Source organism: Paenibacillus sp. 102 (assembly GCF_039549175.1).
Lineage (GTDB): Bacteria > Bacillota > Bacilli > Bacillales > Bacillaceae_G > Bacillus_A.
In genome coordinates this window covers 253,914-273,775 of record NZ_JBCGHT010000004.1, presented here as the reverse complement: position 1 = coordinate 273,775, position 19,862 = coordinate 253,914, and the positions used below count along the sequence as shown (strand labels likewise).

Here is a 19,862-nt window from a genome sequence, read left to right as displayed (position 1 = left end):
ATCTTTATTATCTATTTTTGAGGGGAAACTTAAATAGATTGATTTACATTTAAAGAAACTTAAAGAGTCTTGCTACATGTGAATTGTAATAAAGTTCTTATTTTTCTATTCAAAATTAAACACCTTTATTCTCTCTATACACCAGTTTGTAGAGGATTTTAACAGGTTTTTTTAGAGTTATTATTTAAATAAGGATTTTGAAGTCTTTTTGGTGAATATTAAATGTTAATCTAAAAGGTGGAGGTTGTTGTGGTGTTGAAACTGTTTCAATATAACTGGCAAGTTCGTGATGATTGGTTTACATTGTGCGAAGACATACCGGATGAAGAACTATTAAAGAAACGGGTCGGTGGGTTTGGTAGTATCCTACATACCCTATTTCACATTGTAGAGGTGGAATATATGTGGATCTTAGGTTTGCGAGGTGAACCAGTGCCTGAGGAGCCATTGTTTGAAGATTATGCTAGCTTACAAAAAGTGAAAAATCTTTCAGCTCAATACCACGAGAAAGTGAAGCCCTTTGTGACATCTTGGACAAATGAAATGGATTCTCGGAAACTTTCAGAAACTGATTTCAATGAAGAACCGATTAGCTCTAGAGACGCACCAATCAGGCGCCGAGTCATTGAATGTACACACGGAGAGATCATACGTCATGTTATTGTCCACGAAATCCACCATATCGGCCAGTTATCTATATGGGCACGTGAAATAGGAAAAGAGCCTGTTTCAGCAAATCTGAGAGGAAGAGGGCTATTCGATAATTAGACTGCCTTTGCCAATTTCACAATCGGGCGCTTTAATGGCACCAGGATTAAGAAATGATCAAACTTATTTATAAACGAATGGTTTAATTGAATATATGTAAAGCGTGTTTTGATCAATCTTTTTTCAAAACACGCTTTTTCTATTTACTATTTTATCAAGGTTTATAGAGTTAATTTAATCAACCTTTATTCCAAATCTACAACTAGTCACTTTTGTATTAACAATTATGCGTAACTTCTAGCTCATTATTAGTATATATTGTTCCGTAAGTAGCACAAAGTAACATACCACCACAAATCTCGCTACTTACTTGAAAGTTTATGTTATCTTCATATGTATCTATGCTATCAGCTCTAATTGTATCTACAAGTTTTTTAAAATCAAGAACTGGTAAATATTTCGCTATAATTTCGCAGCTTGATAAATTATCTGCATTATTATATGCATTATAGTCCTGAATTTCTTTATAAATCGGACTTGGACTATACGGATCATGTTTCAATTGTCCATTTTCATCTTCGAATTTTTTTATTTCTTCTTTAACTATATAATTTGGATAATCTTCACTGCCTTCATCTTCATCACCAAATTCCCAAAATGGATATTCTATGTCACATAAGTGCGTTATAATCCACATCAGAAATTGCTCATTTATAAAACCTACATTTGCTTCTAGATCCTTAAATCTATTACCATAATATTTTGTAGCTTTTTCTATCTTCTCTTCTTGAGACATATCATCTGTCGCCCCTGTTATGTCACATTCATCTAAATCTATAAAAATACTATCGAACTTACCTAAAACACCTAAATCAACGGTTTCACTCCAGTAGGCTTCACCATCTCTACCGATTTTTATCATAACATCCTCCATTCCGCGGCTATCGCCTCAAACTCAAGTTTTCCCATGACGTTCTCTAAAGAGTGGTTATTAAGCTACTAGAATTTAATAACTGTCCAATTCAGTGTAGCCTATTCAAATCAACCATATCAAGTCTTTGAATCCTGCCAGAAGAGAAATAACGAGCTGCATTGACATAAACAACTTTAGAGAGAGAAAAATTTCATTTTGGTGGTACTTCAAAATATTAGCTTAATGGGCATGGCGGGCTATCCCTATTTTTTTATAAATACGAGCAGTGACCATTTAAGATGTTTCCAGCCATAATCGGACTGGAGTTAGAATTATTTCCTAGTCCTCTTATAAGTGGGTACAGGCATAAGTCTCTACAAATTTCTAAATAACTTTCTAATAAAAACCTCTATCGATAGGCATAAAAAAGCCCTCATTTTTCACGAGTCTTTTTTTATGTACGTCAATGTTCTAAAAAAGCGGGACTATATTTCAAAGATACATCATAAATATAAATAAATTTTATCAAGTTTAATCTTTAGTAAATTAATAGTTAATGTAGTAAAATAAAAATCTAAAAAATGAAAAAGGGGCGTTTTTTTTGAGCACGATGCAACAACTTTTACAAAGAAGAGTAAAACATTCAGTCAATAGAGAGGCACTTGTTGGAGGTGGGAAAAGATATTCGTTCAAAGAGTATAATGAGCGAGTAAATCAATTGGCGCATTTCTTATTAGAGCTAGGTATTCAAAAGGGAGATCGTATAGGGATTTTGTGTAAGAATAATCATCCATTCCCGACAATTATGATGGCAAGCTTAAAAATTGGTGCAATACTTATCCCATTTAATCATCAGCTTACTTCTTATGAATTAGAAACAATTATACAAGAAGCAAATTTAAAAATGTTATTCTATGATACGGAGTTTAAAGCAGTATTATCTAAAATTGATGCAGTAAAAGAGATTCTAATGACAATAGAGACTGGGCACCAGATGGATGTAGCACCGTCATTTGAACGATTGTTACAAAAACAGTCTAAAAATGAACCAACTGTAACTGTTCATGAAGATGATGATGCCATCTTCTTATTCACTTCTGGAACAACAGGAAATGCAAAAGCATGTGTAATTGGTCATAAAAATTTATATAACTACTTTACTGAAATTGCAGGGCAACAGAAAATTCAAGCGGGACAACGTTTCCTTTCTGTGCACCCGCTTTTCCATATGAGTGGCGTTCTTTCTATATTAAACTGTATTTATCATGGGGTTACGATGGTTTTCCTTTCTGATTCAAATCCTGCACTTATTTGGGATACAATTGAGAAAGAGAATATTACAACGATGCTTGCTTTCCCGGCTGTATATAGTTATATGCTGGATGAGTTAAATAAAAAAGAACGTGATATTTCTTCTTTCAAAGTAGCGCAAAGTGGTGGGACGAAAGTATCTGAGAGTATTATACAGCGCTATGCGGAAAAAGGAATTTATATGATCCAAGGATACGGAAGTACAGAAGGATGGGTTGTTAGTTCTTGGCGGCCAGACATGGGGAAAGAGAAAATGTCTTCTGTAGGAAGGCCAATTAAGAATGTGGAAATAAAAATTATTCACCCTGATTCAGGTGACGAATTACCCAAAAAAGAAGTAGGAGAAATTCTTGTAAGAAGCCCATATATGTTTAAAGGGTATTGGAATAATGAAAAGGCCACAAAAAAAGTCTTAAAAGATAGCTGGTTTTATATGGGAGATGCCGGCATGATAGATGAAGATGGTTTCTTATATATAATGGGACGATATAAAGATGTAATTGTACATGGCGGCGAGAATGTATACCCAGATCAAGTAGAAGAAGTGATCCACGAAATGAATGGTGTATTGGAAGTCGCTGTGGTAGGAATCACTGATGAATTTTGGGGAGAAATTCCAAGGGCTTATATCGTTAAAGATATTCACACATCTTTAACAGAAGAAGAGGTTATTCAGTATTGTAAACAAAAATTAGCGAGCTATAAAATACCGCAAGTAGTGTTTGTTGAGAGTTTACCGAAAAATGCGTTAGGTAAAGTATTGAAGAGAGAGTTGAAAAGTGGTGTTGTAATAAAATAACAATAAAAAGTCCAGTTATGTTTTGTGCATAACTGGACTTTTGTTTATTCCGAAATTGTATTGATTTACTAAATTTTGTAATTCGATTAAAATAATAAAGAAAATTCGAATGATAAATAATATTTCTTCGGAAATAGAATTTATAGCATTGAATATGGGGGAAGAGATAAACATTGAGAAAGTCATTGTTACAAGTAGAGACGGAACGACTTATCCTTCGTCCTTTTCGAGAAGAGGATTATATAAGCTGGTATGAAGGATTTCATAATCGATCGGCATCTCAGTATAAGTATGATGATGGTTATCAAGATATGGCGTATGCAACAAAAGAATGGTTTACCGAATGGATACAAGGGTTTCATGAATCAGCCAAACGAGATGAAATGTATGTGTTAGGAATTTTTCGTAAAGAAAATGGTGCAAATGTTGGTAAGGTTGAACTAATTACAATTTTACGAATGGATTATCAATGGGCGATGATGGGGTATTCGATTCACAATCAGTATTGGAAAAAGGGCTATGGGTTAGAAAGTGTACGGGCCGCTATGGACTTATTCTTTGATCATCTTAAATTCCACCGCATTGAACTGCATATAAATGTTGATAATGAGCCATCGATTCGTCTGGCGGAAAGAGCGGGGTTTCTGTTTGAATGTACACGAAAAGAGTTTTCTTTTGAAAATAGTGAGTGGACTGATTTTTTAATCTATTATAAAAATCGAGTAAACTGATAAGTCAGGTTGTAAAGAAATATAAACGGAGGGGATAAATTTGGAAGAACAATTCATAGAGACGAGGGGATTCCGCTTATGGACAGCAAAGCAAGGAAAAGGAATTCCTGTCTTATTCATAAGCGGCGGACCAGGTTGTGCTGATTATTTAGAACCAGTGGCAAGTTTAATAGACGACATATGTGAAGTGATTCGATTTGATCCTAGAGGATGTGGGCGTTCTGAGTTCGATGGTATAGGGTACGGTGTAAAAGAATGTATAGAAGATATAGAAAGAATACGAGAATATTACAAAATTGAAAAGTGGGTTGTTATGGGTCATTCGTGGGGAGCTGATCTAGCTCTTGCGTATGCAATATTACAGCCTAATTCACTGTTAGGATTTGTCGCAATTTCAGGAACTGGCATTCAAAATGATCGAGATTGGAAACGTGCATATCAAGAGGGATTAAAAGGACAAGGAGAAACATGTCCAGATTCGGTTTATTTTTATAATAAGGAAGTACACCGTTCTTTAATGAATTCTTGGAGGGATTTTATTAAAGGACCGAATATATTAAAAGAGATTTCAAAGATTGAAATCCCAACTCTATTTATATATGGACAGAACGATATACGTCCATCTTGGCCTATTTTACAAATCGCATCTATTATAGAAGGGGCTCAAACTATTGAAATTGCAGAAGCTGAACATTATATTTGGATGCAAAATGAAAGTATTCTTAGAGAAGTTTTGCGAAAGTATGTAAACAAATCCTTTTAGGAGGAACTGCATATGAAAGTACTGATTACAGGTGGAAACAGAGGCTTAGATTGGTAGTTTCAATTTTTGTATAGAAAGGTGAACACAATGTACAACCTTACAACCGTTCAAAACATATTTGGTCCCTCGAAAAAAGTATTAAATGGTTTACCGAATGCAGTAACAATTGAAGAAACTGAAGAAGATTTACTGTATGATCCTCAAAATTATAAAGAGAAGATAAAAAGATTTGTAGAAGTTTGTTCAAATTGGAATATAAAAAGAGCAAGCATTTTGCTAGATAAAAGTTTTAATAGTTATTCTCTAAGTGTAAAAGTGTTACGTGAATTTGATTTTCAGCTTTATGCAGCGAAAATAGAAGTGTTTCGCAAGCTTTCGGATATCGTAACTCCAGAAAAACGGTATGATTTTCGCTCTATAGACGAAGGGGCATTGTCTGAAGAAGAATTTAAGTCGCTTTGGGAGCGATGTATGTCGGATTCGGATAATCAATCATCCATTCTTCATATCAATGAGCATTTTTACGCTATACAAGCAGAATTAGGAGAGGGATGGGAAAAATCATGTATTGCTTTTTATGATAAGGAGCAACCGATTGGAATATCCATTCCTCATATTGAACCTGGCACGAAAGAGGAAGGTCGATTATTTTATTTTGGCTTGTTGCCAGAGGAACGAGGAAAAGGAATTAGTGCTCAGATTCACCTCCAATCTTTACATAGATTAAAGCAAATGGGAGCTACTTATTATATAGGAAGTACTCATATGACAAATAACAAGATGCAGAAGGTTTTTAGGAAAAATAGATGTTCTATAAGAGCGGAAACGGAACTATATTGCAAATCTTTCAAATAAAAGTTAGGGGATGAGGAAGTGAAGGGAGTAAAAGTTTTTCATTACGATGCATTCAGTAATAAACCAAATATGGGAAATTCAGCTGGTCTTGTAATAGATGCGGAAGGGTTAACAGATGATGAAATGCAGCTGATTGCAGAAAAAGTAGGATTTAACGAAACATCTTTTGTGCTTTCTTCCAATGTTGCTGATGTAAGAATCCGTTATTTCACACCAGGACAAGAAATGAATCTTTGCGGACATGCGACAGTGGGGACTATATATGCACTTCACGAAAGAGGGCTACTGAAGGGGAAACAAAATCTTACAATTGAAACGAAAGCTGGGATTTTACCAGTATATATAGATGAAAAAGGAGAAGCGTTTATTAGGATGAGACAAGCAGCACCACAGTTTCAAAGCTTTAATGGTTCGAGAGAAGATTTGGCTCACAGCATTGGACTTCGTGAAAAGGATTTAGATGAAAGGTTGCCAATTGTGTATGGAAGTACTGGAATTTGGACTTTAATAGTCCCAATTAAAACGTTAGATGCTTGTCAAAGAATGGAACCGAATAATGAAGCGTTTCCATCTATTCTAAAAGAAATACCAAAATCATCCATTCATCCTCTTTGTTTAGAAACGTATGATGAGAAAGCACATGTGCATGGTCGTCATTTTTCATCACCTTATTCCGGGACGATTGAAGATCCAGTGACAGGAACTGCTTCGGGTGTCATGGGAGCTTACTATGCTACGTTTTTGAAGCAAGATTTTGATGGTGAAATGATATTAATTGTTGAACAAGGACAAGAAATGAATAAGGACGGTCGTGTGGCTGTTTATGTAACAAAGAATCAGGAAGACCATTCACTGCAAATCGAGATTTCGGGAACGGCGGTATATGTAGATGAGTTTCAAATTTCGATTTGAAAAAGCTCGGTACACGACCGAGCTTTTTATCTATTTAATACTTCAATAAAAGAAGTATCTCCATTTTGTCTCATTACAGAATGGAAATTGCTACGTTCTAACGTTTCTGCAACTTGTTTCAATTGCTGGGCATCATCATGATGAATTAGCAGACTATCTGCACCGCTTTCTTCAATGTGGATATGTTCAATATTACCGATAGCCTGATTTACAGCTTGTAAAAAATCGGGTTTCATATATGTCCTCCTAATATGTACAGATATGTTTTCTAGCATGCCCATATTTATAAAAATTAAGAGTTAGCACTAATAAAAGAAAAGATAATGTGAAATGGGATTGATGGGTTACCTCGATAGCATTTGGAGTAGAGGATTTTTCTTATGTTTGTCGAATAATAATAAAGTTGTTTTCTCAATGGTTAAATATACTTGAAGAATAGGAATGGAAAAGGTGGACATTTCAGAAATTATCGAACAATTAGTTGTTAATGAAGTGATTGCTGATTATCCGAAAGGCTACAAGAAATTAACTGGTGGTACGACAAGTAGACTGTATCTTTTAGTAGGAAATGAACAGTGTGTTGTAAAGTTGAATGAAGCGAGGGTTATTGAAGAAGAAGCATATTTTCTTAACTTTTATGAAAATGAAAGTATATTTCCTAAGCTGTTGTATGTAGACTCGCTCAATAGATATATGGTCTACTCATTTATCCCGGGTTCCACATGTTATAGTGTTGGGAATAAAAGAGCTATTCTTTGTAAACTTGTTCAGAAAGTCATTCATACATATAAACCAGCTGTGAAAATGGATAAGTGGGGATGGAAGGAAGAGCCGGTAGCATCTTGGCGCGATTTTCTTTTGACAAGGATAATGGAGGCTAGTGAAACTTTAAAACTTTACGTAACAGAAGATGATTTTCAAACAGTTCTTCAATTGGTGCATAGTCCAAATAGAACGGTATATAGTAGTCAGCCATTTTTGTTACACGGTGATTGTGGGTTTCATAATTTTATATGTAAAGAAAATAAGTTATATGGCGTAATCGACCCTTTTCCAGTGTTGGGAGATCCAATATATGATTTGATTTATGCATTTTGTTCGACGCCAGAAGAGCTAACAAGGGAAACGATAGACGAGATAGTAGAAAAAAGTGTATTTCATACTAGAGTAAGAAAAATTTTATATGAAGAAGTTGTAATTGCTTTATATTGCAGGTTAGATGCTTGTTTGAGACATCATCCTGAAGATTTGGATGTTTACTTAAAAGCTTGGTGTTATTGGATGGATCAAATTCGCCACTAATGAAAGTTCACTAGAAAATAAATGGGGATAGGAGAAATGTTATGAAAAATTTTATTTGTATAACATGTGGAGTGCAATATGCAGCTAGTGTGGAAGAACCAACGAATTGTGTGATTTGTAATGAAGAACGACAATATGTGAATCCAAAGGGGCAATCTTGGATAACGCTTGATGATTTACAAGAGAGCAACAAATATCAAAATGAAATGATGGAAGAAGAAACAGGACTTCATAGCATCACAACAAAACCGGAATTTGCAATTGGTCAAACAACGTATTTAGTAAAAACAGAATCATATAATTTGCTATGGGATTGTATTACATATCTCGACGAAACTACAATTGAGAGAGTAAAAGAATTAGGAGGATTAGATGCAATTGCATTATCCCATCCGCACTATTATTCTACTCAAGTAGAATGGGCAGAAAGATTTGATGTACCAATTTATATTCATGAAGATGATAAACAGTGGGTAATGCGTCCGAGTAAACATATTGTTTTTTGGTCAGGGGAATCATTGCAATTGTCAGATGAACTCACTGTGCATCGTCTAGGTGGACATTTTAAAGGCGGGGCCGTTTTACATTGGTCACAAGGGAATGATGGAAAAGGTATTTTATTAACAGGCGATATTATTCAAGTTGTAGCGGATCAGGAGTGGGTAAGCTTTATGTACAGCTATCCAAATTTAATTCCGTTACCTGCAAATAAAGTAGAAGAGATGGCGAAAAGGGTAAAACCATTATCTTTTAATCGTTTGTATAATGCTTTTCACCGAGTAGTGGAAGAGAATGCGAATGAATCTGTAGAACGCTCTGCGCAGCGTTATATTTCAGCGTTAGAAGGGGAATTATTTCATACATAAAAAGGAGAAGTAAAAATGAATACGTTAGTATGCTTTGGTGATAGCATTACAGCTGATGAAACATTTTGGAATGGAACACCGAGATTAACACCACGTTTACAAGAGCATTTTCCGGATTGGAAAGTAGAAAATGCAGGTGTTTCTGGTGATAATACGTTCGATGCTTTAAGAAGAATAGAAGAAGATGTGTTATCTTATGATCCGACATTTGTAACGGTCTTTTTTGGCGCAAATGATGCGGCATTTCATAAACAAGTATCAATACAAGAATATGAAGAAAATTTAATTGAGATCGTGAAAAAAATCTCACCAGAAAAGGTGCTGTTAATTAGCCCAGCGCCAGTGGATGAGGAAAGACAGCAGGCAAGAACAAATGAAGTATTATCGCAGTATGCAAAAGTGGTGGAAGAAGTGGCAGAACAAACAGGAAGTCACTTTCTGGATTTACATCTTCATATGATTCAAGAATTAGATTATAAGAGGTTTGTAGAAAATGAAGAGCGTGATGGACTACATTTTAGTGCTGTTGGTTATGAATATTTATCCGAGTTAATCGGGAGTAATTTAAAAGAGATTTTTAAATAGATGTCGCACAAGAAAAGCAAAGCTATGAGTAGCTTTGCTTTTATAGTTTCTTTTTCGGCCTACGCACTAATTCACCACCGCAGTTTGGACAAACATGATGCGTTTTTTCTGTGCACGGTGCACAAAATGTACATTCGTAAGTACAAATATAAGCTTCCGAATCCGTTTGAAGTGAGGTGCTACAAGTTTGACAGTTTGTTTTCATTTCTAATGCCATCTGATTTCCTCCTACTTGTATGAATGTTTATAATTAAATGATAATATAAGTTGGAGAATATGTCCTTTTCAAATGAAAGTATATTTGGAAGTTTGTGTAGCGTTTGAAATGAAATATAATATTTTCTTTTATATACTTATTTATATAAAATTGAATAAGTAATACAGTAACAGGGGGATATGTTTTAGTGGAGAATTATCAAGAATTAAATTTAAAAAATAATGTGAGTTTTAACAGTTTACGAGCTGATTGTGAGAATTGTTTCGGTTTGTGCTGCGTTGCATTACCTTTCGCAGCTTCAGCCGATTTTGCAGTTAATAAAGATGCTGGTAAGCCTTGCTCAAATTTACAGTCAGACTTTCGTTGTAGCATTCATAAAAATCTTAGGCAGAAAGGTTTTAAAGGGTGTACTGTATTTGAGTGCTTCGGTGCGGGACAAAAGGTTTCACAGGTTACTTTCGAAGGAGTTGACTGGCGTAAAGATTCTAAGCATGCGCAGAAAATGTACGCTGTTTTTCCAATAATGCATCAGCTTCATGAGATGCTTTGGTATTTGAATGAAGCTTTCGCGTTAAAAGCAACACGATCGATTCATAGAGAGATTCGTACTGCGATTGAAGAGACGGAACGACTTTCTTATCTTAGCCCAGATTTGCTGATTGATGTAAATGTTCCATCACACAGAGCGTATGTAAATGAACTTCTATTAAAGACAAGCGAACTAGTATGGACGGAATCACGTCACAAGTATAAGAGTGCGAAAAAAAATAAAAGGATGAATCACCGAGGAGCAAACCTTATGGGGGCAAAGCTAAGAAGAGCAGACTTTAAGGGAGCGAATTTAAGAGGGGCATATCTCATTGCTGCTGATCTTCGAGAAGCTGATTTAAGAATGGCTGATTTTATTGGTGCTGATTTACGAGACGCTGATCTTAGGGGAGCGAACCTTACGGAGAGCATTTTTCTGACTCAAGTTCAGGTTAATGCAGCGAAAGGGGATGTAAACACGAAATTACCAAGTTTACTTTCTCGTCCGGCGCATTGGTCTGCTTGAGAAAAATATAAATTTTATCTTAATAGATACTATAAAAACACAGGCTATATTTTTTATAGCCTGTGTTTTTACTATTGCTACTTTTTCTTTTCAAGTGTAGTTATCACGACACTAAATATAATAAGAGCACCACCAATAAAAAAGTTACGATTCAACGTTTCATTTAAAAGTAGCCATCCTAGCAATGAACCAACAATAGGTTGAAAAAAGAAAAAGAGTGAGCCAATGCTAGCATCCATTAACTCAAGTCCTTTATTCCAAAGAAAAAAAGCACCGGCAGTAGAGATGATTCCTAAATAGAGAATGCCTAAAATGATAGTGGCGTTTAAGTTTCCAACTGGATTGGATTGTAACTCCCAAATCATGCAAGGTGTGATGAAAAATAACGAAAAGAAAATTGCGTACGTTGTAATGACTAAGGATGAAAAACGACTAGATGCAATTTTTACATAAATAGATAGTAAAGCCCATGTAATAGCGGCCCCAACTAAAATGATTGTGCCGATAAAATAAGATTCTACTTCTATGTCCCAACCAATAACAATTATGACACCTATTGTGGCTAAGAGAGTAGAGAGTATTCTGCGAGTCGTTAACTTTTCTTTCAAAATCAAAGTAGCGAATACGACCATAAATGCTGGCGTAGCTGATGTGACTAAAGAGCCAGTGTGAGCATCAGATAGTTTTGTTCCAACAAATTGACATGTAATTGAAACGAAGTAGCCGATGAAACCAATCCAAGCAAAGAGTAGCCAATCTTTTTTGTTTATTTGTATCGTTGTTTTTTGTTTTCGCTTTGTCGTTTTTAAAATCATGTATAAAACTACAAAAGCAATAATAAAGCGAAGCCAGACAAGTGTAAGTGGGGGAACAAAATCTAATACATATTTACTAACAACGTACATACCACCCCAAATACTTGCTGCAAGTGATAAACATATAGCTCCTAAAATGGTTTGTTTCATTGTGAAATACCTCCGTCTATTTGTAGGATTCTTAAAAGTCCTAAGACGAGGCATATTTTTTATAAAATATACGTATGCCCGCCTTAGATTATAGACGGATTACAGGTTGATCGTTTTCGAATAGGTTGTTATAGTACATTAGATTTTCTCCTCTCAATATGTGTATTTGTTTCCCATGAATCAGTTATATATTAAATTATAACTTAATTTTCAGATTATTAAAGGGCATCCATCAATTCTTTTTACTATGATGTTGAAATTTTAAATTCAACATCATGAAACTCCAAATAAGAGAAATAATAGTAAAATAACACTTGTATTTCACCAAATAAAATATGGCATAATCATTCTGTCGCAATATATATAGAAAAATAAGGGTATATAAAAGGAGTACATGAATGAGTTTTGCTATTGAAGTATTAATTGAGGCACCAATAGATGTTGTTTTCGATTATGTAAAAGATGATGAAAAGGTAAAAGAATGGAATACCTTTTTAATCGAAAATCATTATTCGTCCGACCGAGTGAAAGAAAATCCACGTGTGGGAGATACGTTTATTTCTGTACAGAAATTAGGAAAGAAAGTATATGAAGCAGAGGTGGAATTTCTAGAGTATGAACCTCCGTATATCATTACTCTTGGTGGTGAAACGGAGCAAGGATATTCTACGACAACGTATGTATTGGAAGAAGAGGAAGAGGGGACACTTCTTACATTGATTTTGGAGTATACACCTAGTAATCTACTTTATCGTATTTTATACAAATTAACAGGCTGGATGTCACGTGCTGTATATATGGAGCAACTTGAAAGTTTAGCAGAGTGTGTTGAAACTAGGTATAATAAAGAAATATAAAGAAGAAGGAGATCTGCAGCATATAGCGGATCTTTTTGTCTATATTGTGAATGATAAACTGTCACGTTTGACTGTACAGTTTATGTATTGTATGATGTTCTTAACATAAATGGGGAGGGAAAAATCGTTGGGAAGGTGTATCGAATCGGACAGTTGGCTCACTTGGCTCACGTATCGAAACGAACGATTGATTATTATACGAATCTAGGTATCTTAAAAGCGGAGCGATCTCAATCTAATTATCGCTATTACGATGAAACAGCATTTGAAACATTACAATTTATTGAGAAATGCAAGGAAATGCATATGCCGCTTTGTGAGATTAAAGAGAGGATCGAGGAGAGAAAGAAGCTGCTCGGTATCAATGAACACGTTTCGAAACAAGTGAATGAAGTGACAAACCATATCCATCAATTAGAAGCAGAACTAACACAGTTGAAGCCTCTGTTAGATGGGTTAACAGATTCACAACGTGAAAAAATATCGAAATCTTTATCTGGTCAAACGACAGCTTTAATACAAACTCTAGTACTATTGTTATAGTTAAAGTTGGATCCGACTCTTTTAATTTCTGTATAGCGCTATGTTTTCTAGAGAAACAGAGAATAAGAAAACATTATAAGTATACAGGAGGTGAACACCTTAGTTTTTTTAACTAAGGGGATTCATTGGAAATATTTAATTTAGTCATGGTTGCGGTTTTAATCGCATTTACTGGATTTTTCGTTGCAGCAGAGTTTGCGATTGTTAAAGTACGTTCAAGTCGCATAGATCAGCTTGTTGCGGAAGGAAAACGCGGTGCGTTAGCAGCAAAAAAGGTAACAACAAACTTAGATGAATATTTATCTGCTTGTCAGTTAGGAATTACAGTTACAGCAATGGGATTAGGTTGGTTAGGTGAACCGACAATAGAAAAACTATTGCATCCATTATTTGAGAAGTGGAACTTAAATCCGTCTATTTCACAAGTATTGACTTTTGGTCTTGCATTTATGACAATGACGTATTTGCACGTTGTAGTAGGAGAATTAGCACCGAAAACAATGGCAATTCAAAAGGCTGAAAAAGTAACTTTATTATTTGCTGGACCTTTAATGATGTTCTATAAAGTAATGTATCCGTTTATTTGGGTACTAAATGGTTCGGCGCGCGTCATAACTGGCTTATTCGGTTTGAAACCAGCTTCTGAACATGAAGTAGCCCACTCTGAAGAAGAATTACGTCTTATTCTTTCAGAGAGCTATGAAAGTGGAGAAATTAATCAAGCAGAATATAAGTATGTAAATAATATCTTTGAATTTGATAACCGCATTGCGAAAGAGATTATGGTACCACGAACAGAAATCGTTGGTTTCTATCTCGAAGATTCAGTAGAAGAACACATGAAAATTATCCAAAGTGAACGATACACGCGTTATCCGATCTTTGGAGAAGATAAAGATGATATTATCGGTATGGTCAACGTAAAAGACTTCTTTATTCGATATATGAAAGGCGATACAAAAGATTTATCATCCATTCGTACGTATATGCGTCCAATTATTGAAGTGATGGAAACAACCCCAATTCATGATTTACTTCTACAAATGCAGAAAAAACGAATTCCAATGGCTGTTTTATATGACGAGTACGGAGGCACAGCCGGAATTGTAACGCTTGAAGATATATTAGAAGAAATCGTTGGCGAAATTCGTGATGAATACGATGAAGACGAACATCCACCAATTCAACACGTAAATGAACATCACAAAATTGTTGATGGGAAAGTGTTGATTACAGAAGTGAAAGATTTATTTGGTCTACACATCGAGGAAGAAGATGTGGATACAATTGGCGGATGGATTATGATGCAGAACCATGAAATTGAAGAAGGACAATGTGTGGAAGCTGAGGGATATGAGTTTAAAGTTCTTGAAAAAGATGCATATCAAATTAAGCGCGTTGAAATTCGGAAAATTGATCATCAACAAGAGAAAGCAGCAACTGTGTAGGTTGTTGCTTTCTTTTTCACCTATAGGAAAACTTGAAATAAGGAGCGGATATTTTGGTTGAAGTTGCGTTACGAGTATACAAACTACAGCTATATATGATTTTTAGTGGTTTACTACTTTTATGGACGATAACGCCTTTTTCAAAGCAAGTTACTGGATTTGGGATTGGATTAGCAGTCAGTGCATACTGCCTATGGTTGTTAGCGAGAAGAGTTGAAAAAATTGGTAGAAGTATTGTGTTAAAGCAACGCGCACCGGGACTCGGGATGTTAAATCGTTTTGCTGCTGCTATATTGGGGGCAATCATCATGTATGAAATTGAACATGAAATGGAGATGTGGGCATTTGGTACGGGCATTTTAGGTGGTCACTTTTTAATGATTGCGAATTTAGCGTATGCGAATATGCAGTTAGCAAGGGAAGAAGAGGAAAAGAGAAAAAAGATTGCACAGGATTCAAAATAAGAAGGTAAAAGGGAACCGAAAAACGGTTCTTTTTTATCTTCTTATTTTTTTATAAAAAAAATAAAAAAAATTAGAAAACCCATCGCTTTCTCAAGGTTATATATGTTATTATGACAAAAGACTTTTTGAAAGAGGTGGATGAAAATGTTACAAGCGCTACTTATTTTTGTGCTTCAAATTATTTATGTTCCCGTTTTAACAATCCGGACGATTTTGCTTGTAAAGAATCAAACAAGATCCGCTGCTGGTGTCGGATTATTAGAAGGTGCAATCTATATTGTAAGTTTAGGAATTGTGTTTCAAGATTTATCAAATTGGATGAATATTGTAGCCTATGTCATTGGCTTTAGTGCCGGACTTTTATTAGGTGGTTATATAGAAAATAAATTGGCAATTGGGTATATTACATACCAAGTTAGTTTACTAGATCGTTGTAATGAATTAGTAGATGAATTAAGACACTCTGGGTTTGGTGTAACTGTATTTGAAGGAGAAGGGATTAATTCTATTCGTTATCGTTTAGATATTGTTGCGAAACGTTCTCGTGAGAAAGAACTTTTGGAAATTATTAATCGAATTGCACCGAAAGCATTTATGTCTTCTTATGAAATTCGTTCTTTCAAAGGTGGTTACTTAACAAAAGCGATGAAAAAAAGAGCATTAATGAAGAAGAAAGATCATGCTTTATAAGAAAGAAGCGAATGGATTCTCATTTTGAGAATCATATCTATATAATGTTATACATTTTATAAAAAAGAAAAGGATAGATGCAAGCAGAGTGAATCTGAGTGATCTATCCTTTTTTTGTGCGTTATAACTGCAATAGTGTGTAGTAGGAAAAGGTACATTATAGATAAATGATGTACCAAAAAATAATGTGTAACACTTTATTTTTCCGTTAAGGCGAGTCTAATTCCTAATATAGCAAAGATTCCTATTTTAGATAGGTTCACTCCTTTTGCGATTTTAGGATTCTTTAAGAACTTATTTGCAATGGTGCCAGAGAGGAATGAAATCATTGAAAATACAATGATTGCTTGTAGCATAAATAATATGCCTAGAGTGATCATTTGCATTGGTACTTCCCCGGCACTCGGGGTTACGAATTGAGGTAAGAAGGCTAAAAAGAAAAGAGAGACTTTAGGATTTAATATATTCATCAAAATCCCTTTACGATAGAGAGCGCCGTAATTTAATGAAACAGCAGCGTGTTCTCCAATTCCTTCATTACGTTCTTTAAATGCTTGCCAAGCAAGATATAGTAAATAGATTGCTCCTGCATATTTTAAAATTTGAAAGGCAATTGTAGAATGATACAAAATTGCGGAAATCCCAAGAGCAGCAGCTAATGTGTGTACCGTTATACCAGTGCATAGTCCCAGTGCGGTCATAATACCAGCTTTTTTACCTTGGCTCATGCTTTGGGCAAGAACAAATAAAATGTCAGGCCCTGGCATTAATGTTAAGAGCATAGCCGCAAAGACAAAAGCAATTACATTTGAAAAATCCATACATCCACCCCTTTGGAAAATTTTCCTTATTTTATCATGGATTACATCGTTTGTAATGTTATAAGTATACTCTGTTGTTTGATTAAAACGGCAAACTTTATAGATGCCTCTGAGAAAATGTGACATATGATATATTGTAAATGAACTAAATATTTCTGGAAAAATGTTTCCCCCTGTTAAGTGCAGAGAAATATATTATAAGTAACGGCTAAAAGTTGAGCTTAAGAACTGAATGATTGTGTGTTCCTAGAGCTTTGTAAAGGGATTTTTTACTATTTTATTATCATAAATAGTTTAAAATTATCAGATAATACTAGATATTTTAGTCTATTAATTATTATAATAGACTATGAGATGGGTTATAATTGAGACAGAAAAGATGTATTCCTAGGTGGGGCCTAGGTGGCGCAGTTCTTTTTGTGGCATAGAAGCCAAAAGTGCCTAGTCTTTTTTGCCAATATGGGGGATGGAGAGATTATCATGAGCAACATGCAGAAAAAAACAGACGTTATCTTAATTGGTGCCGGAGTCATGAGTGCGACTTTGGGATCATTATTGAAAGAGTTAGCACCTGAATGGGAAATCAAGGTGTTTGAGAAACTGGCAGATGCAGGAGAAGAAAGCTCTAACGAATGGAATAATGCAGGTACAGGTCATGCTGCATTGTGCGAGCTTAACTATACATCCGAAAAATCTGACGGGTCTATAGAGATTAGCAAAGCTATAAAAATTAATGAACAGTTCCAGCTTTCAAGACAATTTTGGTCTTATCTTGTAAACAGCAATCTGATTCGTAATCCACAGGACTTTATTATGCCAATACCTCATATGAGTTTGGTACAAGGGGAAAATAATGTTACGTTTTTGAAAAAACGTTTTGAAGCGCTTTCAAATAATCCGCTGTTTCAAGGAATGGAATTTTCCGATGATCCTGAAAAGCTGAAAGAATGGATTCCGCTTATCATGGAAGGCCGCACACCGAATGAACCGATAGCGGCAACAAAAATCGATTCTGGAACGGATGTCAACTTTGGGGCTTTAACACGCATGTTGTTTGACCACTTACAGAGCAAAAATGTTGAGTTAAACTACAAGCATGGTGTTCAGGATATTAAGCGTGCTAGCGACGGATCTTGGGAAGTGAAAGTGCATGATATCGATAGTGGCAAAATCGAATACCATACTGCAAAATTCGTCTTTATCGGCGGTGGAGGCGGAAGTCTGCCTTTACTACAAAAAACCGGTATTCCTGAGTCAAAACATATTGGAGGGTTCCCGGTAAGTGGACTATTTATGGTATGTAACAATCCGGAAGTTGCAGAGCAGCATCATGGAAAAGTATACGGTAAAGCTAAGGTTGGTGCTCCTCCAATGTCAGTTCCGCATCTGGATACAAGATATATCGACAACAAAAAAACATTGTTGTTTGGACCGTTTGCCGGCTTCTCACCAAAGTTCTTAAAAACCGGTTCAAATTTTGATTTGATAGGTTCCGTAAAACCGAATAATGTCTTAACTATGTTGGCGGCAGGCGTAAAAGAGATGTCATTGACAAAGTATCTGATTCAGCAAGTTATGTTATCGAGTGAAAAGCGTATGGAAGAATTACGCGAGTTTATTCCGAACGCCAAAAGCGAGGATTGGGATATAGTGGTAGCGGGTCAACGTGTGCAAGTGATTAAAGATACTGATGCCGGTGGTAAAGGAACACTTCAATTTGGGACGGAAGTTGTTAGTGCTGCTGACGGTTCAATCGCTGCATTGCTCGGGGCTTCTCCAGGTGCTTCTACTGCCGTTCATGTTATGCTTGAAGTATTAGAAAAATGCTTCCCAGAGCATATGACAGAGTGGGAACTGAAAATAAAAGAAATGATCCCTTCTTATGGCGTGTCACTAGCGGAAAAACCAGAGTTTTTCCAAGAAATTCATGCTTCAACAGGGGAAACGCTTGGTTTAAGCAAAAAAGAACTGGCTTATAGTTAAATTCTTGGGGTATAGAAACAGAGCTATGTAAGGCCATTAAACAGTTCAATAAAAAAGAAAATCAACTATACAAAAGAGGCTGTCTCCAAAAGATCGTTTTTAGCTATTTTTTGGGGCAGCCTCTTCATATGATTCTAAATAATATTTAAAAAGCTAAATCCATACATCGCAGCAACTGTAAAAATGATTGTCCATACTGCTAGACTGATCGTCATCCAACTTATGACGTGTGTCCGGTTCGATCCAAATGTTAAGGCTAATACGGCTGCAATATCAGTTCCTACAAGAATTGGAGCTAACAGAGCCAACCCTGGAATACCATATCGTTCCCATATTCGCCTTGATCGAGTTTCTTTTTTAGAAGGTGTTGTTATACCTTTTTTTAATTTTCTTGCTGCTTGCCATTTTGTGTACTGCTTAAAGAAGAAGCCGAGTAATAAAACCAAGATAAGATTCCCTGCAAATGCTGTCACTCCTACTGCAAATGGCTGTAATCCCCATGCAATACCGAGTGGTACAACGATTGATACATCCATCCATGGAGCAAAGGCTAGTAAAAATAAGACCACATATTGCCATAATTCACCTGCATTTTGAGCCCATTCTAACATATTGTTCCCCCTGTTTTGTTCAGATTAAATACGATGGAAAATCAGAATAGTAGTTAACCAATAGACAATGTATTGACCTAATCCTAGCAATCCTATGCATATTAAAGGAATAAGAATATTATGAGAAAAGAGGAAGCAAACTCCTGCTGTTATTGGAAGTGCAAAGCTATAGTAAATATACACATTCCTACAAGCCTTATAGGTCACCCATTGTTGACCTTCATCTATTTCACGAAATTCGGATGGGATAAATCCAAATAATTTAATTTTATCATCAGGATTCTTCCGATTATAATGCTTTGTAAGAACGAACCACAAAAAAGTAAACATTACCAAAATCCCAAAACACAATCTAGCTATAACGACTTGTGTATCCATAAGAGAAAATAGTAAAAATGCAATGATCAATACAAATAAGCTCGTACCTATAAGTGGAGACCTCAAAATATGTTTCATCAAAAATA

Annotated in this window: 23 protein-coding genes; 16 read left to right on the top strand and 7 right to left on the bottom strand. The window is 35.4% G+C overall.

Annotation, left to right across the window (positions count from 1 at the left end; translation table 11 throughout):
* The first annotated feature begins 252 nt into the window (after nucleotides 1–252).
* Nucleotides 253–768 (top strand): DinB family protein, encoded by a 516-nt coding sequence (locus tag AAIE21_RS13550; protein WP_343267255.1) that lies wholly within the window; start codon nucleotides 253–255, stop codon nucleotides 766–768.
* Nucleotides 769–985: 217 nt separating this feature from the next.
* On the opposite strand, the gene AAIE21_RS13545 is transcribed toward AAIE21_RS13550, so the two are convergent.
* Nucleotides 986–1,630, bottom strand: a complete 645-nt coding sequence (locus AAIE21_RS13545; protein ID WP_343267254.1) for a hypothetical protein — start codon at nucleotides 1,628–1,630, stop codon at nucleotides 986–988.
* 592 nt (nucleotides 1,631–2,222) lie between these two features.
* On the opposite strand from AAIE21_RS13545, the gene AAIE21_RS13540 reads away from it, so the two are divergent.
* From AAIE21_RS13540 to AAIE21_RS13520, 5 genes are all read left to right on the top strand, one after another.
* A complete protein-coding gene (locus AAIE21_RS13540) occupies nucleotides 2,223–3,731 on the top strand; it encodes a class I adenylate-forming enzyme family protein (RefSeq protein WP_343267253.1) in 1,509 nt (502 codons plus the stop codon).
* Between the two features lie 173 nt (nucleotides 3,732–3,904).
* Nucleotides 3,905–4,462, top strand: a complete 558-nt coding sequence (locus tag AAIE21_RS13535; RefSeq protein WP_343267252.1) for a GNAT family N-acetyltransferase — start codon at nucleotides 3,905–3,907, stop codon at nucleotides 4,460–4,462.
* Between the two features lie 40 nt (nucleotides 4,463–4,502).
* Entirely contained in the window at nucleotides 4,503–5,225 is a 723-nt protein-coding gene (locus tag AAIE21_RS13530) for an alpha/beta fold hydrolase (protein ID WP_343267251.1), read from the top strand.
* An 87-nt stretch (nucleotides 5,226–5,312) separates the two neighbouring features.
* Nucleotides 5,313–6,080: a GNAT family N-acetyltransferase gene (locus AAIE21_RS13525; RefSeq protein ID WP_343267250.1), complete on the top strand. Its 768-nt coding sequence runs from the start codon at nucleotides 5,313–5,315 to the stop codon at nucleotides 6,078–6,080.
* A gap of 18 nt (nucleotides 6,081–6,098) precedes the next feature.
* Nucleotides 6,099–6,992, top strand: a complete 894-nt coding sequence (locus AAIE21_RS13520; protein WP_343267249.1) for a PhzF family phenazine biosynthesis isomerase — start codon at nucleotides 6,099–6,101, stop codon at nucleotides 6,990–6,992.
* A 26-nt stretch (nucleotides 6,993–7,018) separates the two neighbouring features.
* Here the strand turns inward: AAIE21_RS13520 and AAIE21_RS13515 are convergent, their stop codons facing one another.
* Nucleotides 7,019–7,228, bottom strand: a complete 210-nt coding sequence (locus AAIE21_RS13515; protein WP_336452377.1) for a hypothetical protein — start codon at nucleotides 7,226–7,228, stop codon at nucleotides 7,019–7,021.
* A gap of 214 nt (nucleotides 7,229–7,442) precedes the next feature.
* Between AAIE21_RS13515 and AAIE21_RS13510 the strand changes: the two genes are divergently transcribed.
* From AAIE21_RS13510 to AAIE21_RS13500, 3 genes are read left to right on the top strand one after another with little or no spacing between them, the layout of a single operon-like run.
* Nucleotides 7,443–8,294: an aminoglycoside phosphotransferase family protein gene (locus tag AAIE21_RS13510; RefSeq protein ID WP_343267248.1), complete on the top strand. Its 852-nt coding sequence runs from the start codon at nucleotides 7,443–7,445 to the stop codon at nucleotides 8,292–8,294.
* A 41-nt stretch (nucleotides 8,295–8,335) separates the two neighbouring features.
* Nucleotides 8,336–9,160: an MBL fold metallo-hydrolase gene (locus AAIE21_RS13505; protein WP_343267247.1), complete on the top strand. Its 825-nt coding sequence runs from the start codon at nucleotides 8,336–8,338 to the stop codon at nucleotides 9,158–9,160.
* Nucleotides 9,161–9,175: 15 nt separating this feature from the next.
* Complete coding sequence (locus AAIE21_RS13500) at nucleotides 9,176–9,745, top strand: SGNH/GDSL hydrolase family protein (protein ID WP_343267246.1); 570 nt, start codon at nucleotides 9,176–9,178, stop codon at nucleotides 9,743–9,745.
* Nucleotides 9,746–9,785: 40 nt separating this feature from the next.
* Here AAIE21_RS13500 and AAIE21_RS13495 read toward each other — a convergent pair whose 3' ends face one another.
* Complete coding sequence (locus AAIE21_RS13495) at nucleotides 9,786–9,962, bottom strand: DUF1272 domain-containing protein (RefSeq protein ID WP_343267245.1); 177 nt, start codon at nucleotides 9,960–9,962, stop codon at nucleotides 9,786–9,788.
* 187 nt (nucleotides 9,963–10,149) lie between these two features.
* On the opposite strand from AAIE21_RS13495, the gene AAIE21_RS13490 reads away from it, so the two are divergent.
* Nucleotides 10,150–11,016: a pentapeptide repeat-containing protein gene (locus tag AAIE21_RS13490; RefSeq protein WP_343267244.1), complete on the top strand. Its 867-nt coding sequence runs from the start codon at nucleotides 10,150–10,152 to the stop codon at nucleotides 11,014–11,016.
* A gap of 77 nt (nucleotides 11,017–11,093) precedes the next feature.
* Here AAIE21_RS13490 and AAIE21_RS13485 read toward each other — a convergent pair whose 3' ends face one another.
* The gene (locus AAIE21_RS13485; RefSeq protein WP_343267243.1) at nucleotides 11,094–11,981 is read right to left on the bottom strand and encodes a DMT family transporter; all 888 of its coding nucleotides are present in this window, start codon (nucleotides 11,979–11,981) and stop codon (nucleotides 11,094–11,096) included.
* A 398-nt stretch (nucleotides 11,982–12,379) separates the two neighbouring features.
* On the opposite strand from AAIE21_RS13485, the gene AAIE21_RS13480 reads away from it, so the two are divergent.
* The 5 genes from AAIE21_RS13480 (at nucleotide 12,380) to AAIE21_RS13460 (ending at nucleotide 15,983) form a co-directional block, all read left to right on the top strand.
* Complete coding sequence (locus AAIE21_RS13480) at nucleotides 12,380–12,838, top strand: SRPBCC domain-containing protein (protein WP_343267242.1); 459 nt, start codon at nucleotides 12,380–12,382, stop codon at nucleotides 12,836–12,838.
* Nucleotides 12,839–12,973: 135 nt separating this feature from the next.
* Complete coding sequence (locus AAIE21_RS13475; protein WP_336452369.1) at nucleotides 12,974–13,381, top strand: MerR family transcriptional regulator; 408 nt, start codon at nucleotides 12,974–12,976, stop codon at nucleotides 13,379–13,381.
* A 125-nt stretch (nucleotides 13,382–13,506) separates the two neighbouring features.
* Complete coding sequence (locus AAIE21_RS13470) at nucleotides 13,507–14,829, top strand: hemolysin family protein (protein ID WP_343267241.1); 1,323 nt, start codon at nucleotides 13,507–13,509, stop codon at nucleotides 14,827–14,829.
* A gap of 53 nt (nucleotides 14,830–14,882) precedes the next feature.
* Nucleotides 14,883–15,293 carry an ATP synthase subunit I gene (locus tag AAIE21_RS13465; RefSeq protein WP_343267240.1) on the top strand — a complete coding sequence of 137 codons (411 nt, stop codon included), beginning with the start codon at nucleotides 14,883–14,885 and terminating at the stop codon, nucleotides 15,291–15,293.
* 144 nt (nucleotides 15,294–15,437) lie between these two features.
* On the top strand, nucleotides 15,438–15,983 hold the full coding sequence (locus AAIE21_RS13460; RefSeq protein ID WP_343267239.1) for a DUF2179 domain-containing protein: 546 nt from the start codon (nucleotides 15,438–15,440) through the stop codon (nucleotides 15,981–15,983).
* 197 nt (nucleotides 15,984–16,180) lie between these two features.
* Here the strand turns inward: AAIE21_RS13460 and AAIE21_RS13455 are convergent, their stop codons facing one another.
* Complete coding sequence (locus AAIE21_RS13455) at nucleotides 16,181–16,804, bottom strand: LysE family translocator (protein ID WP_343267238.1); 624 nt, start codon at nucleotides 16,802–16,804, stop codon at nucleotides 16,181–16,183.
* 480 nt (nucleotides 16,805–17,284) lie between these two features.
* Between AAIE21_RS13455 and AAIE21_RS13450 the strand changes: the two genes are divergently transcribed.
* On the top strand, nucleotides 17,285–18,787 hold the full coding sequence (locus tag AAIE21_RS13450; protein ID WP_343267316.1) for a malate:quinone oxidoreductase: 1,503 nt from the start codon (nucleotides 17,285–17,287) through the stop codon (nucleotides 18,785–18,787).
* Nucleotides 18,788–18,921: 134 nt separating this feature from the next.
* On the opposite strand, the gene AAIE21_RS13445 is transcribed toward AAIE21_RS13450, so the two are convergent.
* Nucleotides 18,922–19,398: a small multi-drug export protein gene (locus tag AAIE21_RS13445; protein ID WP_336452363.1), complete on the bottom strand. Its 477-nt coding sequence runs from the start codon at nucleotides 19,396–19,398 to the stop codon at nucleotides 18,922–18,924.
* 24 nt (nucleotides 19,399–19,422) lie between these two features.
* Nucleotides 19,423–19,857, bottom strand: a complete 435-nt coding sequence (locus tag AAIE21_RS13440) for a hypothetical protein (protein ID WP_241816588.1) — start codon at nucleotides 19,855–19,857, stop codon at nucleotides 19,423–19,425.
* Between the last annotated feature and the right edge of the window lie 5 nt (nucleotides 19,858–19,862).

Coding starts and splice junctions, on each gene's coding strand:
- AAIE21_RS13545 (WP_343267254.1), bottom strand. CDS start 1,630: ATGATAAAAATCGGTAGAGATGGTGAAGCCTACTGGAGTGAAACCGTT.
- AAIE21_RS13525 (WP_343267250.1), top strand. CDS start 5,313: ATGTACAACCTTACAACCGTTCAAAACATATTTGGTCCCTCGAAAAAA.
- AAIE21_RS13515 (WP_336452377.1), bottom strand. CDS start 7,228: ATGAAACCCGATTTTTTACAAGCTGTAAATCAGGCTATCGGTAATATT.
- AAIE21_RS13505 (WP_343267247.1), top strand. CDS start 8,336: ATGAAAAATTTTATTTGTATAACATGTGGAGTGCAATATGCAGCTAGT.
- AAIE21_RS13500 (WP_343267246.1), top strand. CDS start 9,176: ATGAATACGTTAGTATGCTTTGGTGATAGCATTACAGCTGATGAAACA.
- AAIE21_RS13495 (WP_343267245.1), bottom strand. CDS start 9,962: ATGGCATTAGAAATGAAAACAAACTGTCAAACTTGTAGCACCTCACTT.
- AAIE21_RS13485 (WP_343267243.1), bottom strand. CDS start 11,981: ATGAAACAAACCATTTTAGGAGCTATATGTTTATCACTTGCAGCAAGT.
- AAIE21_RS13480 (WP_343267242.1), top strand. CDS start 12,380: ATGAGTTTTGCTATTGAAGTATTAATTGAGGCACCAATAGATGTTGTT.
- AAIE21_RS13460 (WP_343267239.1), top strand. CDS start 15,438: ATGTTACAAGCGCTACTTATTTTTGTGCTTCAAATTATTTATGTTCCC.
- AAIE21_RS13455 (WP_343267238.1), bottom strand. CDS start 16,804: ATGGATTTTTCAAATGTAATTGCTTTTGTCTTTGCGGCTATGCTCTTA.
- AAIE21_RS13450 (WP_343267316.1), top strand. CDS start 17,285: ATGAGCAACATGCAGAAAAAAACAGACGTTATCTTAATTGGTGCCGGA.
- AAIE21_RS13445 (WP_336452363.1), bottom strand. CDS start 19,398: ATGTTAGAATGGGCTCAAAATGCAGGTGAATTATGGCAATATGTGGTC.